Below are 14,525 nucleotides of genomic sequence, written 5' to 3' on the forward strand. Positions count from 1 at the left end.
ATCATCAAGGAGACACGAGAACCGTGACGGACATCGTCGACGAGCTGAAGTGGCGCGGGCTGTTCGCCCAGTCCACCGACGAGGACGCTTTGCGCAAGGCGCTCGCGGACGGTCCCGTCACGTTCTATTGCGGTTTCGACCCGACCGCTCCGTCGTTGCACGTGGGGCACCTGGTGCAGGTGCTCACCGTGCGCCGGCTCCAGCAGGCCGGTCACCGGCCGCTGGCGCTGGTCGGCGGGGCCACGGGCCAGATCGGCGACCCGCGCCCGACCGCGGAGCGCACACTGAACTCGCCGGAGACCGTCGCGGGCTGGGTCGAGCGGCTGCGCGGCCAGATCGAGCCGTTCCTGTCCTTCGAGGGCGAGAACGCGGCCGTGATGGTCAACAACCTCGACTGGACGCAGAACCTCTCCGCGATCGAGTTCCTGCGGGACATCGGCAAGCACTTCCGCGTCAACAAGATGCTGACGAAGGACTCGGTCGCCCGGCGGCTGGAGTCCTCCGAGGGCATCAGCTACACGGAGTTCAGCTACCAGCTGCTGCAGGCGATGGACTTCCTCCAGCTGTTCCGGAGGTACGGCTGCACGCTCCAGCAGGGCGGCAGCGACCAGTGGGGCAACCTCACGGCCGGCCTGGACCTGCTGCACCGGCTGGAGCCGGGCGCCACGGTCCACGCCTACGCCACGCCGCTGATGACCAAGGCGGACGGCACCAAGTTCGGCAAGACCGAGGGCGGCGCCGTCTGGCTCGACCCGGAGATGACGACGCCGTACGCGTTCTACCAGTTCTGGCTGAACGTGGACGACCGGGACATCTCGGGCTACATGCGGATCCTGTCCTTCAAGTCCCGTGAGGAGCTGGAGGAGCTGGAGCGGCAGACGGAGGAGCGTCCGCAGGCCCGGGCCGCGCAGCGCGCGCTGGCGGAGGAGCTGACGACGCTGGTGCACGGCGCCGACCAGACGGCCGCCGTGATCGCCGCGTCCAAGGCCCTCTTCGGGCAGGGCGAGCTGGCGGAGCTGGACGACCGCACGCTGGCGGCGGCGCTCTCCGAGGTGCCGCACGTCAAGGTGGCCGAGCTGGGTCCGGTGGTCGACCTGTTCGCCGAGGTCGGTCTGGTGCCGAGCAAGTCGGCCGCGCGGCGCACGGTGAAGGAGGGCGGTGCCTACGTGAACAACGTCAAGGTCACCGCCGAGGACGCCGTCCCCGCCGAGGAGGACCTGCTGCACGGGCGCTGGCTGGTGCTGCGCCGGGGCAAGAAGAACCTGGCGGCGGTGGAGGTCACGGCCGGCTGAGCCGACGGGCTGGTGCGGGGCGGTTTCCGGCGTGTGCCGGAGGCCGCCCCTTCGTCGTACGCCGGAAACCGCCTCGTCGTACGCCGTCGTCGCCGTCCGTGCCGGGTCAGGCCCGCTGGTGGTGCCGCTCGGCCCGCTTGCGTTTCATCGCGGTGTACAGCATGTCCACGAAGAAGACGACGACGATCGCCGCGACCAGCTGGAAGATGTGCCGGCCCCAGTCGATGCCCCGTGTCTCCTCGATCCCGAAGCCCCGCGCGACGGCGTTGCCCGCGATGGCGCCGATCATGCCGCAGATGGTGGCCAGCCACAGTGGTATGTGCTGTTTGCCGGGGATCAGCGCCTTGGCGATCAGACCGAGCACGAATCCCACGATGATCGCCCACAACCAGCCCATGACTGCCTCCTCGTACGGCTTGACGCGAGCATTACGGCCAGTGTCGGCCGAGACGCGGTACGCCGCATGTCGGGCATGCCGTACGCACTACGGCGCAGGCGGGGCGCCGCGGGGCGGGGCGACCCGCCCTCGTGACCCGGTCGGGCACGGCGTAACGTGGACATGTCCGGACCCGGTGTCACGGGACGGGGTGCCGGCCGGTCAGGTAAGTGGAAGGTCCGATGCGGGCGGATGGTGGAATGTGATGCGGAAGCAGCATGGCGGCGGCAGCGTCCAGGTGTTCCGGATCACCGGCGCCCGGGCGGGCCTCCATGACGATGTGCGGGCGAGGCAGCGCCGATACGTGATTTCGATGACCGTCCGTACGATCTCGGTCATCCTCGCGGCGACGCTGTGGAACGTGGAGCGGCACGTCGCGATCGTGGCGCTGGTGCTCGGGCTGGTCCTGCCGTACATCGCGGTGGTGATCGCCAACGCCGGGCGCGAAAACGCGCCGTCACTGCCGTCGACCTTCGTGACGACACCGATGAGGCCGATGATCGCACCGCCGCGGACGAATGACGGTTCCGCGGAATCCGATGCGGAAGATATGGCGTCGCAGGCGGCGCCGGACGCACGAACGGAGCGGCCCGAGCGGTCGTGAAGATCGGGGTGTGAGGGGAAAGCGCGTCAAGCGGAAGGCGCTTACCCGCCAAGCTCAGGAAAAGCTCAGATCAATCATGTTGTTCCGGTGCCGGGGGCGGGGTGACCCGTGACATACTTCGTACGCGCTCCGCATCCCCCGTCGGAGCGACGGACCGACGCCGGGCAGCTCCCCCCGTGGCTGCTCGGCGTCGCCTTTTCCCCGGCATTTCACACTGTGCCGATCGGGTTAGGGTCGGCGGTGTGATGGTCCCTGATCCCGAGACGCCGATCTGTTCCGCCAAGGGGTGTCGCGCCGCCGCCGTGTGGGTGCTCGCCTGGAACAACCCCAAGCTGCACACGCCGGAGCGCCGCAAGACCTGGCTCGCCTGCGAGGAGCACCGCGAGCATCTGTCGCAGTTCCTCGGGGTGCGCGGATTCCTGAAGGACGTCGTCCGGTTCGAGGAGTGGGAGGCTCCGGAAGGGGCCTAGCGCTCTCGGCCGCCGATGGCGTCCTCTCAACCCCCGATCGCGGACATGGGGCGGTCCGGCTGGACGAAGGCCGGGTCGTCCAGGCCCGCGCCCGCCTTCTTGCCCCACATGGCGAGCTTCCAGAGGCGGGCGATCTCCTCGTCGGGGGCGCCGGAGCGCAGCGCCGCGCGCAGGTCGGTCTCCTCGGTGGCGAACAGGCAGGTGCGTATCTGTCCGTCGGCGGTGAGGCGGGTGCGGTCGCAGGCGCGGCAGAAGGGGCGGGTGACGGAGGCGATGACGCCGACGCGGTGCGGGCCGCCGTCGACCAGCCAGCGCTCGGCCGGTGCGGAGCCGCGTGCCTCGTCGCCCTCGGGGGTCAGCTCGAAACGGGTGCGCAGGGAGGTGAGGATGTCCCCGGCGGTGATCATGCCCTCGCGCTTCCAGCCGTGCTGGGCGTCCAGGGGCATCTGCTCGATGAAGCGCAGCTCGTAGTCGTGCTCCACGGCCCAGGCGAGGAGGTCGGGGGCCTCGTCGTCGTTGAGCCCCGGCATCAGGACCGAGTTGACCTTCACCGGGGTCAGTCCGGCCTCGCGGGCCGCGGACAGGCCGTCGAGGACGTCCTGGTGGCGGTCGCGGCGGGTGAGGGTCTTGAAGACGTCCGGGCGCAGGGTGTCGAGGGAGACGTTGACCCGGTCCAGGCCCGCCTCCTTCAGGGCGGGCGCGATACGCCTCAGCCCGATACCGTTGGTGGTGAGGGACGTCTGCGGACGGGGTTCCAGGGCGGCGACGCGCTCGACGATGCCGACCAGGCCGGGGCGGAGCAGCGGTTCGCCGCCGGTGAAGCGGACCTCCTCGACGCCGAGGGAGGTGACGGCGATCTCGACGAGGCGGACGATCTCGTCGTCGGTGAGCAGATCGGGCTTGGCCAGCCACTGCAGCCCCTCCTCGGGCATGCAGTAGGTACAGCGCAGATTGCACCGATCGGTCAGCGAGACCCTCAGGTCGGTGGCCACTCGGCCGTAGGTGTCGATGAGCACGCGGCCCCTCCCTCGACGCGGATCACTCATGCCCGGCTGTCTGCGAGCCTACGTGACGCCACCGACAACCCACAGCGACCCGATGTGACGAGATGACGAACGGCCGCGTCGTACGGACCTCCAGAGGTCCGTACGACGCGGCCGCGCGGGGTGTGGATCAGTGGGCGCCGGTTCCGGTCAGGGACCGGACCTCCAGCTCCGCGTACTTCTTGGCGTCGGGCTCCTCCTTCGACAGGACGGTGCCGAGCCAGCCCATCAGGAAGCCGAACGGGATGGAGATGATGCCCGGGTTCTTCAGCGGGAACCAGGCGAAGTCGACGTCCGGGAACATCGCCTTGGGGTCGCCGGAGACGACGGGCGAGAACAGCACCAGGCCGACGGCGACGATGAGACCGCCGTAGATCGACCAGAGCGCGCCCTGGGTGGTGAACCGCTTCCAGAACAGGCTGTAGAGGATGGTCGGCAGGTTGGCGGACGCGGCGACCGCGAAGGCCAGCGCGACCAGGCCGGCCACGTTCAGGTCGCGGGCGAGGGCGCCGAGCGCGATGGAGACGACGCCGATGGCGACGGTCGCCCAGCGGGCCGCCCTCATCTCCTCCTTCTCCGTGGCCTGCCCCTTGCGGATGACGTTGGCGTAGATGTCGTGCGCGAAGGAGGACGACGAGGCCAGGGTCAGTCCGGCGACCACGGCGAGGATCGTCGCGAAGGCGACCGCCGAGATGGTGGCGAGCAGGATCGCGCCCCAGGCCGAGTCGACTCCGCCCAGGTGCAGCGCGAGCAGCGGGGCGGCCGTGTTGCCGGACGGGTTGGAGGCGATGATCTCGTCCTGGGAGATCAGCGCGGCGGCGCCGAAGCCGAGGGCGATGGTCATCAGGTAGAAGCCGCCGATGATGCCGATGGCCCAGTTCACGGACTTACGGGCGGCCTTGGCGTTGGGCACCGTGTAGAAGCGGATCAGGATGTGCGGCAGACCGGCGGTGCCGAGCACCAGGGCGATGCCGAGGGAGATGAAGTCCAGCTTGGTGGTGCCGTCGGCGCCGTACTGCAGGCCGGGCTCGAGGAAGGCGTCGCCCTTGCCGCTGTTCTCGGCGGCGCTGCCCAGCAGGTCGGAGATGTTGAAGTTGAACTTCAGCAGCACCAGGAACGTGATGAGGATGGTGCCGCCGATGAGCAGGACGGCCTTGACCATCTGGACCCAGGTGGTGCCCTTCATGCCGCCGATGGAGACGTACACGATCATCAGGATGCCGACGAGGGCGACGATGAGGATCTTGCCGGCGTCGGAGGTGATGCCGAGCAGCAGCGAGACGAGGACGCCCGCGCCCGCCATCTGGGCCAGCAGGTAGAAGATCGACACGACGATGGTGGAGGTGCCGGCGGCGGTGCGCACGGGGCGCTGGCGCATGCGGTAGGCGAGGACGTCGCCCATGGTGTAGCGGCCGGAGTTCCGCAGTGGCTCGGCGACCAGGAGCAGGGCGACCAGCCAGGCGACCAGGAAGCCGATGGAGTACAGGAAGCCGTCGTAACCGAAGAGGGCGATGGCGCCGGCGATGCCGAGGAAGGACGCGGCCGACATGTAGTCGCCGGAGACCGCGAGTCCGTTCTGGAAGGCGCTGAACTGGCGTCCGCCCGCATAGAAGTCGGCGGCGTCCTTGGTCTGCCGGCCGGCCCAGATGGTGATGCCGAGGGTGGCGAGGACGAACAGCGCGAACAGGGTGATGATGAGCCCGCGGTGTTCGCTGGCCTCGTTCGCGGCGAGGGTGACATGGGTGATCGCGGGGCTCATGCGCCGCCCTCCATACGGGTCTTGATGGCCTCGGCCTTGGGGTCGAGCTTGGCGGCGGCGTGCCGGGAGTACCACCACGCGATGAGGAACGTGGTGACGAACTGCAGGACGCCGAAGACGAAGGCGACGTTGATGTTGCCGAACAGCTTGGCGCCCATGAAGTCGCCCGCGTAGTTGGAGAGCAGGACGTACAGCAAGTACCAGATGATGAAGGCGATGGTCAGCGGGAAGGCGAAGGAGCGGTAGGAGCGGCGCAGTTCACCGAACTCAGCGCTCTCCTGCACCTCGGTGAACTCCTCGGGGGTGGGGAGTTTGTGTTGTCCTGTCGAGGGGGGCGGTGCTTCGGCGGCCACGGAGTCTCCTCGCGGTGCGGTTTCGGTTCGGGCGGGGACGAAGGCGAGTGTCCTCGCGCTTCCTGCCCAAGGGCACGGCGCCACGCGAGGACCGGTTCAACTCTCCGCCGTTCTTTTCCCCTGGCGCTTTCCGAAGACGTTTCCGGCAAAACATTGCTGGCCAGCGAGAGCGCGGGATAGCTTCACCCTGCACCCCCGTCATGTACCTGCCCGAGCACCACCCTTGTGCCTCGGGCCGGTCTTGTTTCCGGATGATGTGGAGACCCCATGGCTCATCTGCGTTCCCGGCGCCGGCTCGCCCTCGCCGTGCCCGTCGTGCTGTCCCTGACCGCCTCGCTCGGTTTCCTGCCGGCGGCGGCCTCGGCGGCCTCGGCGGCCTCGGCGGCCTCGGCGGCCCCGCGGACGGCGCCGGCCGAGCAGGCTGCGGACGCGCCCGCCCTGGCGTACGTCGTCAACACCGAGGCGGACCGCCGCACGATCGCGTCGGTGAAGCGGGCGATAGCCGCGGCCGACGGGAAGGTCGTGGTCACGTACGACAGGATCGGCGTGATCGTCGTCCACTCGGCCAACCCGGACTTCGGCAAGGAGATACGCGAGACCCGCGGGGTCCGGTCCGCCGGCGCCACCCGCACCGCGCCGCTGACCGCGGCCGGGACGACGGACGAGGGCGCCGCCGACTACCTGAGCACCGCCGAGGCCGCGCGGACGCAGGCCGCCTCCGCGCGGACGCCCGGCAGCGAGCCGCTCGAGGCCGACCAGTGGGACCTGCGGGCGATAGGCGCCGACCGGGCCGCGAAGATCAACGACGGCAGCCGCAAGGTGACCGTCGCCGTCATCGACACCGGCGTCGACGACACCCACCCGGACCTCGCCCCGAACTTCTCCGCCGCCCAGTCGGCCAACTGCGTCGGCGGCAAGGCGGACACCAGCGAGGGCGCCTGGCGGCCGTACACGGCCGACGACTACCACGGCACCCATGTGGCCGGTGAGATAGCCGCGGCCCGCAACGGCGTCGGCGTCGCCGGTGTCGCGCCCGGCGTGAAGGTGGCCGGCATCAAGGTCAGCGACCCGGACAACGGCCTGTTCTACCCGGAGAACGTCGTCTGCGCGTTCGTGTTCGCCGCCGACCACGGCGTGGAAATCACGAACAACAGCTACTACGTGGACCCGTGGCTGTACAACTGCACGGACGACCCGGACCAGAAGGCGATCGTCGACGCGGTCAACCGGGCCCAGCTGTACGCGCAGAAGAAGGGCACGCTGCACCTCGCCTCGGCCGGCAACTCCAACCACGACCTGGACTCCGACGCGATCGTCGACGACTCCAGCCCCGACGACTCCACACCGGTGCCGCGCACCATCGACCCGCACGAGTGCTTCGACGTACCGACCCAGCTGCCGGGCGTCGTCACGGTCAGCGCGACGGGCGTGCAGAACCTCAAGTCGTACTACTCCACGTACGGCAAGGGCGTCGTCGACGTCGCCGCGCCGGGCGGCGACCGCCGCTACCAGCTGCCGGACACGCCGTCGAAGGACGGCCGCATCCTGTCGACCATGCCGAACGGCGCGTACGCCTTCCTGCAGGGCACCTCGATGGCCTCGCCGCACGCCGCCGGTGTCGCCGCGCTGCTGAAGTCCGAGCACCCGCGGGCCACGCCCGCCCAACTGCAGGAGCTGCTGAAGGCCCAGGCGAACAACCCGGGCTGCCCCGACTCCTACGACCAGGACGGCGACGGCACGCAGGACGCCACCTGTGAGGGCGGCGACCGGGTCAACGGCTTCTACGGCTCCGGCATCGTCGACGCGCTGCGCGCCGTCAAGTGAGCGCCGCCGCCTCCCCCTTCCCGCTCTTCCGACCGCACTCGTGAACGAACTGGAGACTCCATGACAGCGTCTCACCCGCGTCACCGCCGCGCGCTCGTCATCCCGGCCGGGATGGCCGTGGCGACCGCGCTCGCCTTCCTGCCGAACACCGCGGCCACGGCCGCCCCGGCCCCCGAGCAGCCGGTCGCGGCCTCCGCCGACGCGACCCCGCTCAGCTACGTGGTCAACGTCAAGGGCGGGCACGGCACGTCGGCGCACGTGAAGAAGGCGATCGGCAAGGCCGGCGGGACGATCGTGACGTCGTACGACAAGATCGGCGTCATCGTCGTCCACTCGTCGAACGCCGACTTCGCGAAGACCATCCGCACGGTGCGCGGAGTGCAGTCGGCCGGCGCCACCCGTACCGCGCCGCTGCCGTCGGCGGCCACCGCGGACACGGTCACCCCGAAGGCGCTCAGCGCCGCCGAGATCGCCCGGGCCGGGTCCGCGGCGGCCGAGGGGCAGGACCCGCTCCAGGGCCTGCAGTGGGACCTGCCCGCCATCAAGGCGGACCAGGCGCACGAGAAGTCGCTGGGCAGCTCGAAGGTGACCGTCGCCGTCATCGACACCGGTGTGGACGACACCCACCCGGACATCGCGCCCAACTTCGACCGGGCCGCGTCGGTGAACTGCGTGTCGGGCAAGCCGGACACGAGGGAGGGCGCCTGGCGTCCCGGCCCGTCGGAGAGCGCGCACGGCACGCACGTCGCCGGTGAGATCGCCGCCGCCAAGAACGGCGTCGGCATGACCGGTGTCGCGCCCGGCGTGAAGGTCTCGGGCATCAAGGTGTCCAACCCGGACGGCTTCTTCTACACCGAGGCCGTGGTCTGCGGCTTCGTGTGGGCGGCCGAGCACGGGGTCGACGTCACCAACAACAGCTATTACACCGACCCCTGGTACTTCAACTGCACCGACGACCCGGACCAGAAGGCGCTCGTCGAGGCCGTCACCCGGGCGTCGAAGTACGCGGAGCGCAAGGGCGCGGTGAACGTGGCCGCGGCCGGCAACGAGAACTACGACCTCGCGGCCGACGAGATCACCGACCCGGTCTCCCCGAACGACTCCACCCCGTCGGACCGGGTGATCGACCCGTCCGAGTGCTACGACATACCGACCCAGCTGCCGGGTGTGGTGACGGTCGCGGCGACCGGTGCGAAGGGCCTGAAGTCGTCGTTCTCCAACTACGGCCGGGGTGTCGTCGACATCGCCGCGCCCGGCGGTGACTCGACGGCGTACCAGACGCCGGAGCCGCCCGCCACCAGCGGTCTGATCCTGGGCACGCTGCCCGGCGGCAAGTGGGGCTACATGGCGGGTACGTCGATGGCGTCCCCGCACGTCGCGGGCGTCGCCGCGCTGATCAGGTCGACGCACCCGCACGCCTCGCCGGCGCTGGTGAAGGCCCTGCTGTACGCGGAGGCCGACGCCACCGCGTGCACGGACCCGTACGACATCGACGGCGACGGCAAGGTCGACGCGGTGTGCGAGGGCCCGAAGAACCGCAACGGCTTCTACGGCTGGGGCACGGCCGACGCGCTGGACGCGGTGACGCGGTAGTCGCGGTGGTCGCGCGGGAAGTGTGAGCGGCGGGGGCCGGGCGATCGCGCCCGGCCCCTCTCGCGTCGCGGTACGGCATAGTGCGGTCATGACCGATCTCGCGGCCGTGTGGTCCGCCCTGGGCGGCGATCCCGCCCTCCTCGCACGCGTGTCGGCCGTCGAACGGCCCGGTGTGCTCCCCTCCCGGCTGCCGGTACGGGAGTCGGCGCGCGCCTGGGTGGGCGCGTGCGCGCTGGCCGCCGCCGAGCTGGGGGCACGGCGGACGGGCGGCGAGGTGCCGGCGGTGCGGGTGGACGACGGGGCGGTGGCCACGGCGTTCGTCAGCGAGCGGCACCTGCTGGTCGGCGGGCGGGCCCCGGAGACCTTCGCGCCGCTGTCGCGGTTCTGGCGCACGGCCGACGGGTGGGTGCGCACACACGCCAACTATCCGCACCACCGGGCCCGGCTGCTGTCCGTGCTGGGCGTGCCGGAGGACCCGGAGGCGGTGGCGGCGGCGCTCGCGGAGCGCTCCGCGCGTGAGGTCGAGGAGGCGGTGTGCGCGGCCGGGGGTCTCGCCGTCGCCCTGCGGACGCCCGAGGAGTGGGCGGCGCACGAGCAGGGCGTGGAGGTGGCGAAACGGCCCCTCGTGGAACGCGAGCGGCTGGACGCGGCCCCCGCGCGGGTGCTCACTCCGGTGGACCGGGATCCGCTGCTGCCCGCGGCGGGGCTGCGGGTGCTGGACCTCACCCGGGTGATCGCGGGCCCGGTCGCCACCCGCACGCTCGCCCTGCTCGGCGCGGACGTGTTGCGCGTGGACGCGCCGGGGCTGCCCGAACTCGTCGACCAGCACGCCGACACGGGCTTCGGGAAGCGGTCGGCGTTGCTGGACCTCTCGGCCGGCCGGGAGGTGCTCGAGGAACTGCTCGCGACGGCGGACGTGGTGGTGACGGGGTACCGTCCGGGCGCCCTGGACCGCTTCGGGCTGACGCCCGGTGCGCTGGCCGAGCGGCGGCCCGGGGTGGTGGTGGCCCAGCTGTCGGCGTGGGGCGCGTACGGGCCGTGGGGCGGGCGGCGCGGCTTCGACAGCCTGGTGCAGGTGGCCACGGGGATCGCGGCGGTCGAGAGCGGTGCTTCGGCGGGGCGGCCGGGGGCGCTGCCCGCGCAGGCGCTCGATCACGGTACGGGGTACCTGCTGGCGGCGGGGGTGTTGCGGGCGCTCGGCGAGCAGGTGGAGGTGGGCGGGAGCAGGGTGGTGCGGGTGGCGTTGGCGCGGACGGCGGGGTGGCTGCTGGAAGGGCGTGGAGGTGCCGACGGTTCTGGTGACGTGCCCGTCGGGCGGTGGCTCGCGGAGCGGGACAGTCCGCTGGGGAGGCTGCGGTACGCGTTGTCGCCGGTGGTGTTCGAGGGTGGGCCGCGCGACTGGGCGCGGGCGCCCGGCCGTTGGGGAGCCGATTCGGCTCGGTGGGTCTGACGGGCCGCGCGGGGTTTCACTTGCCGGCGTTGGCCGGGTGCCTCCCCCACTCTCGGCTGCGCTCGAGCGGGAGGTACCCCCACCGCCCACCCGTGCCGCCCCAGCGGCACGATTGCCCGTAGTGGGGGGCAGGCCCTGTACTTGCCCGGTTCTGTGCGGCCTTGTGAAGATCCTGGGGTGAGTTCGATGAGGGCCAGGGGCGAGGCGGACGGTGTCGACAGGGGTGGGCGGGGGCGGGCCGTCGCCGTGCTCGCGCTGGTGGCGCTCGGGGCGGTGATACCGCTGTTCGGGCCGTCGCCCGCGCTGCACGGCACCGGGGAGGCCGACGCGCCCGGTACGGGTGGCATAGCCCTGCTGCGGACGGTGCTGTTCGCGGCGCTGTCCATACCCGTGGGTGAGTTGTTCGTGCGGCGGCTGGCACGTTCCGTGCCCGGCGCTCCCCCCGCCGTGCCCCGCGGCTGGTCCACCGCGGCGAACTCCGTCGGCTTCGTGGCCGCCCTCGGACTCGCCTCCGTCGTGGCCACCGGCAACCTGGTGCCCGACAGCCTCGCCGACATCGACATCGGCGGTCTCTACGACTCCAGGGACGGCAAACTCGCCCTCCTCGAGGTCAACGCCTTCCTCGCGGCGGCCCTGTGTGCGGCGTCCGGCCGCCCCGGCACCCAGGTGTGGCCACTGGCCGCGGTGATCGTCGCGGAGGCGCTGCGCGCGCATCCGACGACCGAGTACAGCCCGCTCGTCGGCTCCGGGCTGACCCTGGTGCACCTGGTCTGCGCGTCGCTCTGGGTGGGCGGTCTGCTGCACGTGCTGCGCACCCTGCGGCTGTGGCGGAGCGCGGAGGCGGGCGCCGCGCTGCTGGGACGCTACGCGCGCGTGGCGGCCGTGCTGCTCGTCGCCATCACCGCGACGGGTGTGTGCAGTTCGCTGCGCCGGATGCCGCCGGAGACGGTCCTGGAGCAGTTGACGGACACGGCGTACGGGCGTGTCCTGCTCGCCAAGGTGGTCCTGACGGCCGGGGTCGCCGTCCTCGCCCTGTGGGCCCGGATCCGACTGGCCCGCGCACAGGACCCGCTGACCGCCTGTTCCCCCGCGCGGGCGGAGGTGTACGCGCTCGGCGTGGTGATCGCGGTGTCGGGACTGCTGACCACGCTGCCGGTGCCGATCCGCTGGTGAACGGGGTTTCACGGCTCGTACGGACATTCCCGGCGCCCGAAGGTGCGGGCCGTGCGCCGGGGACCTGACGGCCGGCGGTGTCAGTCCGGGCCCGTATCCTCGTGAACCATGCTCGACGACCTCACGACCGCAGCGTCCTCCCCCACCGAGTGGCCGACCACGTACCCGCAGGGATACGCGGTCGTCGACGTGGAGACCACGGGGCTGGCCCGGGACGACCGCATCATCTCCGCGGCCGTCTACCGGCTGGACGCGCGCGGCGAGGTCGAGGACCACTGGTACACGGTGATCAATCCGGAGCGGGACCCGGGCCCGGTGTGGATACACGGCCTGACGAGCGACGCGCTCGAGGGCGCGCCACTCTTCCAGGAGATCGCCGCGGAGTTCGCGACCCGGCTGGAGGGCCGGGTGCTGGTCGCGCACAACGCGGTCTTCGACTGGCAGATGATCGCCCGGGAGTACGCCCGCGCGCGGAGCGAGGCGCCGGTGAAGCAGCGGCTGTGCACCATCGCCCTCTCCAAGGAGCTGAAGCTTCCGCTGCCCAACCACAAGCTGGAGTCGCTCGCCGCGCACTTCGGTGTCGTGCAGCGGCGGGCACACCACGCGCTGGACGACGCGCGGGTGCTGGCGGAGGCGTTCCGGCCCAGTCTGCGGGCCGCGGCGGCGGGCGGCGTACGGCTGCCGCTGCACGAGTGCCGGCCGCTGACCGAGTGGACGGACGGGCCCCGTACCGGGCAGCAGGCGGGCCCCGGCGGTTACCGGCCGGCCAGCTGGCGCCCGTCCCGCAAGCGGCCCGCGTGCCCGTACCCCAACCCGGGGCGGTACGCACCGGGCGGGCGGCTCAAGCAGGGCATGCGGGTGGCGTTCTCCGGGGACACCTCGATCGAGCGGGACCTGCTGGAGGACCGCGCGACCGAGGCCGGGCTGCATGTCGCCGGCAGCCTGTCCCGGCTCACCAGCCTCCTCGTCACCAATGATCCGGACTCGGGCACGTCCAAGGTGGTCAAGGCCCGGCAGTACGGCACCCCGGTCGTCGACGAGGCCGCGTTCGGTCAGCTGCTCGGGAACGTCGAACCCGCGTCGGAAGGCTGACCGGGACGCCGGGGCCCGACCGTACGGACGGGTGATCGGCGGGCGACTCGCCCGCCGCCCGCTCGCCCACGCCGGGCCGACGGCTCGCCCTGTGGCCCATGAGGACAACCACCTCAGCGCCTTCAAGCGCAACGTGAAGCGCCCTGGCTTCGATCGGACGGCCGGTTCTCAGCCCGCCTCTTCGTCGACATCGCCAACAAGAGCAGCGAGGACACCAGACGCCGTGTGATCCGGGCGAACGTGGCCAAGGCCGAGAAGGGCCGGTCTCACGCACGGAGGAGCTGTCGGCGAACGGCTGGGAGAACCTGTCGATGGAACGCCGGCGGATCATCGTTCGGAAAGTGCTCCGAGCGGTGCTTGTTCACCCGGCCGAGAGCCGGGGAGGCAGATTCGGTCCCGCGCGGGTCGAGCCGGCGTTCCACACCCCCTGAAACGAGAAACGGCCCCTTCCGGAGGGAAGGAGCCGCTTTCTATGCCGGTGCCCCAACCTTGTCGACGATCCCCACCTTCCCCTCGGCGCGAGCGCAGTGGGCGCCGCAGTACCAGTGACCGTCGGCCTCGACGCCCTGACCGATGATCTGCACCCGGCAGTGCTCGCAGATCGGGGCCATGCGATGGATCGCACAGGCGAACGAATCGAAGACGTGGCGAGCACCGTCCTGGGTCTCCACGGTGAACGCTAGCGAGTAGTCATTGCCGCACACTTCGCAACGTGTCATAAGCATCATGGTCAGCCGCCAGGAAGGCGCTCGCAAGCCGACAGCGCCATGTCGGCCAGGTACGACGCCTGGCCCGGCGTAGCCGTCATTTCAAGTCCGTCAGTTCAAGGATCTCGTCCGTCTGGGCCTCAGTGCGGGCCGGAGCTTCGGACAGCCATCTCTCCAGCCGCTCTTCTTTTGTCACACGCTCCCCATGATTTGTGGATCAGGTGATTCAGCGATCTTCACTCGTTGGTCTACCGGCGGTGAAACGCATTCGAATCTTCCTGTTGTTCTCCCCGTGCCGGGCCACCTCCCGGAAACCGTGCCGCCGGTAGAAGGCATGAGCACGGGTATTGATCGCGAGCACGTCAAGGATGAGGTGCTGGCCCCGCTGGGCTGCGGTATCGATCAGGGACTGGATCAGCCGGGCACCGATGCCTCGCCCCTGGTAATGGGGATGAAGTTCGATCCGTCCCAGGTAGACCTCGGTCTCGCGGTACTCGACGACCAATGCGCCCGCGTCGACCCCGTCCACGGTGATGACCTGCCATCGATCGGGTTCGAACCCGCGGTCGTGATAAGCGCGTTGATCTTCGTCGTCCCAGCCCCAGATCGCCGCGACGTAGTGACCCATGGCGGCCTTGTGGAGCTGGAAGCAGAACTCGCTGTCGGCCGGGACCGCCGGTCGCATGGCAACGGCGTTCATGCGGCGATCACTCCAGGACGTTCGATGAG

The 14,525-nt window shown here is 70.9% G+C and carries 14 protein-coding genes; 8 read left to right on the top strand and 6 right to left on the bottom strand.

The window, feature by feature from the left end; translation table 11 throughout:
* Nucleotides 1-23 precede the first annotated feature (23 nt).
* Nucleotides 24-1,292: a tyrosine--tRNA ligase gene (gene tyrS / locus KUM38_RS36140; protein WP_217136042.1), complete on the top strand. Its 1,269-nt coding sequence runs from the start codon at nt 24-26 to the stop codon at nt 1,290-1,292.
* 106 nt (nt 1,293-1,398) lie between these two features.
* Here the strand turns inward: tyrS and KUM38_RS36145 are convergent, their stop codons facing one another.
* On the bottom strand, nt 1,399-1,689 hold the full coding sequence (locus KUM38_RS36145; RefSeq protein ID WP_217136044.1) for a GlsB/YeaQ/YmgE family stress response membrane protein: 291 nt from the start codon (nt 1,687-1,689) through the stop codon (nt 1,399-1,401).
* Between the two features lie 244 nt (nt 1,690-1,933).
* Here KUM38_RS36145 and KUM38_RS36150 point away from each other — a divergent pair, with 244 nt between their 5' ends.
* Nucleotides 1,934-2,332: a DUF3099 domain-containing protein gene (locus KUM38_RS36150; protein ID WP_217136046.1), complete on the top strand. Its 399-nt coding sequence runs from the start codon at nt 1,934-1,936 to the stop codon at nt 2,330-2,332.
* 245 nt (nt 2,333-2,577) lie between these two features.
* Nucleotides 2,578-2,802 (top strand): hypothetical protein, encoded by a 225-nt coding sequence (locus tag KUM38_RS36155; protein ID WP_217136832.1) that lies wholly within the window; start codon nt 2,578-2,580, stop codon nt 2,800-2,802.
* Nucleotides 2,803-2,828: 26 nt separating this feature from the next.
* On the opposite strand, the gene moaA is transcribed toward KUM38_RS36155, so the two are convergent.
* From moaA to KUM38_RS36170, 3 genes are all read right to left on the bottom strand, one after another.
* Nucleotides 2,829-3,818 (bottom strand): GTP 3',8-cyclase MoaA, encoded by a 990-nt coding sequence (gene moaA, locus KUM38_RS36160; protein ID WP_217136049.1) that lies wholly within the window; start codon nt 3,816-3,818, stop codon nt 2,829-2,831.
* A gap of 157 nt (nt 3,819-3,975) precedes the next feature.
* Nucleotides 3,976-5,604, bottom strand: coding sequence for a cation acetate symporter (locus tag KUM38_RS36165; protein ID WP_217136051.1), 1,629 nt, complete (start codon nt 5,602-5,604; stop codon nt 3,976-3,978).
* Nucleotides 5,601-5,957, bottom strand: a complete 357-nt coding sequence (locus tag KUM38_RS36170; protein WP_217136053.1) for a DUF485 domain-containing protein — start codon at nt 5,955-5,957, stop codon at nt 5,601-5,603. Before KUM38_RS36170 ends, KUM38_RS36165 begins: the two co-directional genes overlap by 4 nt.
* Before the next feature lie 267 nt (nt 5,958-6,224).
* On the opposite strand from KUM38_RS36170, the gene KUM38_RS36175 reads away from it, so the two are divergent.
* The 5 genes from KUM38_RS36175 (at nt 6,225) to KUM38_RS36195 (ending at nt 13,089) form a co-directional block, all read left to right on the top strand.
* A complete protein-coding gene (locus tag KUM38_RS36175; RefSeq protein ID WP_217136055.1) occupies nt 6,225-7,781 on the top strand; it encodes a S8 family serine peptidase in 1,557 nt (518 codons plus the stop codon).
* A gap of 60 nt (nt 7,782-7,841) precedes the next feature.
* A complete protein-coding gene (locus tag KUM38_RS36180; protein ID WP_217136058.1) occupies nt 7,842-9,374 on the top strand; it encodes a S8 family serine peptidase in 1,533 nt (510 codons plus the stop codon).
* Nucleotides 9,375-9,462: 88 nt separating this feature from the next.
* Nucleotides 9,463-10,824, top strand: a complete 1,362-nt coding sequence (locus KUM38_RS36185) for a CoA transferase (RefSeq protein ID WP_217136060.1) — start codon at nt 9,463-9,465, stop codon at nt 10,822-10,824.
* Between the two features lie 186 nt (nt 10,825-11,010).
* Entirely contained in the window at nt 11,011-11,997 is a 987-nt protein-coding gene (locus KUM38_RS36190) for a copper resistance D family protein (protein ID WP_217136833.1), read from the top strand.
* Nucleotides 11,998-12,105: 108 nt separating this feature from the next.
* Complete coding sequence (locus KUM38_RS36195) at nt 12,106-13,089, top strand: DEDDh family exonuclease (protein ID WP_217136061.1); 984 nt, start codon at nt 12,106-12,108, stop codon at nt 13,087-13,089.
* Between the two features lie 470 nt (nt 13,090-13,559).
* Here KUM38_RS36195 and KUM38_RS36200 read toward each other — a convergent pair whose 3' ends face one another.
* Nucleotides 13,560-13,808 carry a hypothetical protein gene (locus tag KUM38_RS36200; RefSeq protein WP_217136063.1) on the bottom strand — a complete coding sequence of 83 codons (249 nt, stop codon included), beginning with the start codon at nt 13,806-13,808 and terminating at the stop codon, nt 13,560-13,562.
* A 214-nt stretch (nt 13,809-14,022) separates the two neighbouring features.
* Nucleotides 14,023-14,496: an N-acetyltransferase gene (locus KUM38_RS36205; protein WP_217136066.1), complete on the bottom strand. Its 474-nt coding sequence runs from the start codon at nt 14,494-14,496 to the stop codon at nt 14,023-14,025.
* Nucleotides 14,497-14,525 lie beyond the last annotated feature (29 nt).

This window comes from Streptomyces sp. AC558_RSS880 (genome assembly GCF_019049255.1).
Classification (GTDB): domain Bacteria; phylum Actinomycetota; class Actinomycetes; order Streptomycetales; family Streptomycetaceae; genus Streptomyces.

What these genes read in the sequence shown, in the direction of transcription:
- KUM38_RS36145 (WP_217136044.1), bottom strand. Translation starts at nt 1,689, where the DNA reads ATGGGCTGGTTGTGGGCGATCATCGTGGGATTCGTGCTCGGTCTGATC.
- KUM38_RS36150 (WP_217136046.1), top strand. Translation starts at nt 1,934, where the DNA reads ATGCGGAAGCAGCATGGCGGCGGCAGCGTCCAGGTGTTCCGGATCACC.
- KUM38_RS36155 (WP_217136832.1), top strand. Translation starts at nt 2,578, where the DNA reads ATGGTCCCTGATCCCGAGACGCCGATCTGTTCCGCCAAGGGGTGTCGC.
- KUM38_RS36165 (WP_217136051.1), bottom strand. Translation starts at nt 5,604, where the DNA reads ATGAGCCCCGCGATCACCCATGTCACCCTCGCCGCGAACGAGGCCAGC.
- KUM38_RS36175 (WP_217136055.1), top strand. Translation starts at nt 6,225, where the DNA reads ATGGCTCATCTGCGTTCCCGGCGCCGGCTCGCCCTCGCCGTGCCCGTC.
- KUM38_RS36180 (WP_217136058.1), top strand. Translation starts at nt 7,842, where the DNA reads ATGACAGCGTCTCACCCGCGTCACCGCCGCGCGCTCGTCATCCCGGCC.
- KUM38_RS36185 (WP_217136060.1), top strand. Translation starts at nt 9,463, where the DNA reads ATGACCGATCTCGCGGCCGTGTGGTCCGCCCTGGGCGGCGATCCCGCC.
- KUM38_RS36190 (WP_217136833.1), top strand. Translation starts at nt 11,011, where the DNA reads ATGAGGGCCAGGGGCGAGGCGGACGGTGTCGACAGGGGTGGGCGGGGG.
- KUM38_RS36195 (WP_217136061.1), top strand. Translation starts at nt 12,106, where the DNA reads ATGCTCGACGACCTCACGACCGCAGCGTCCTCCCCCACCGAGTGGCCG.
- KUM38_RS36200 (WP_217136063.1), bottom strand. Translation starts at nt 13,808, where the DNA reads ATGACACGTTGCGAAGTGTGCGGCAATGACTACTCGCTAGCGTTCACC.
- KUM38_RS36205 (WP_217136066.1), bottom strand. Translation starts at nt 14,496, where the DNA reads ATGAACGCCGTTGCCATGCGACCGGCGGTCCCGGCCGACAGCGAGTTC.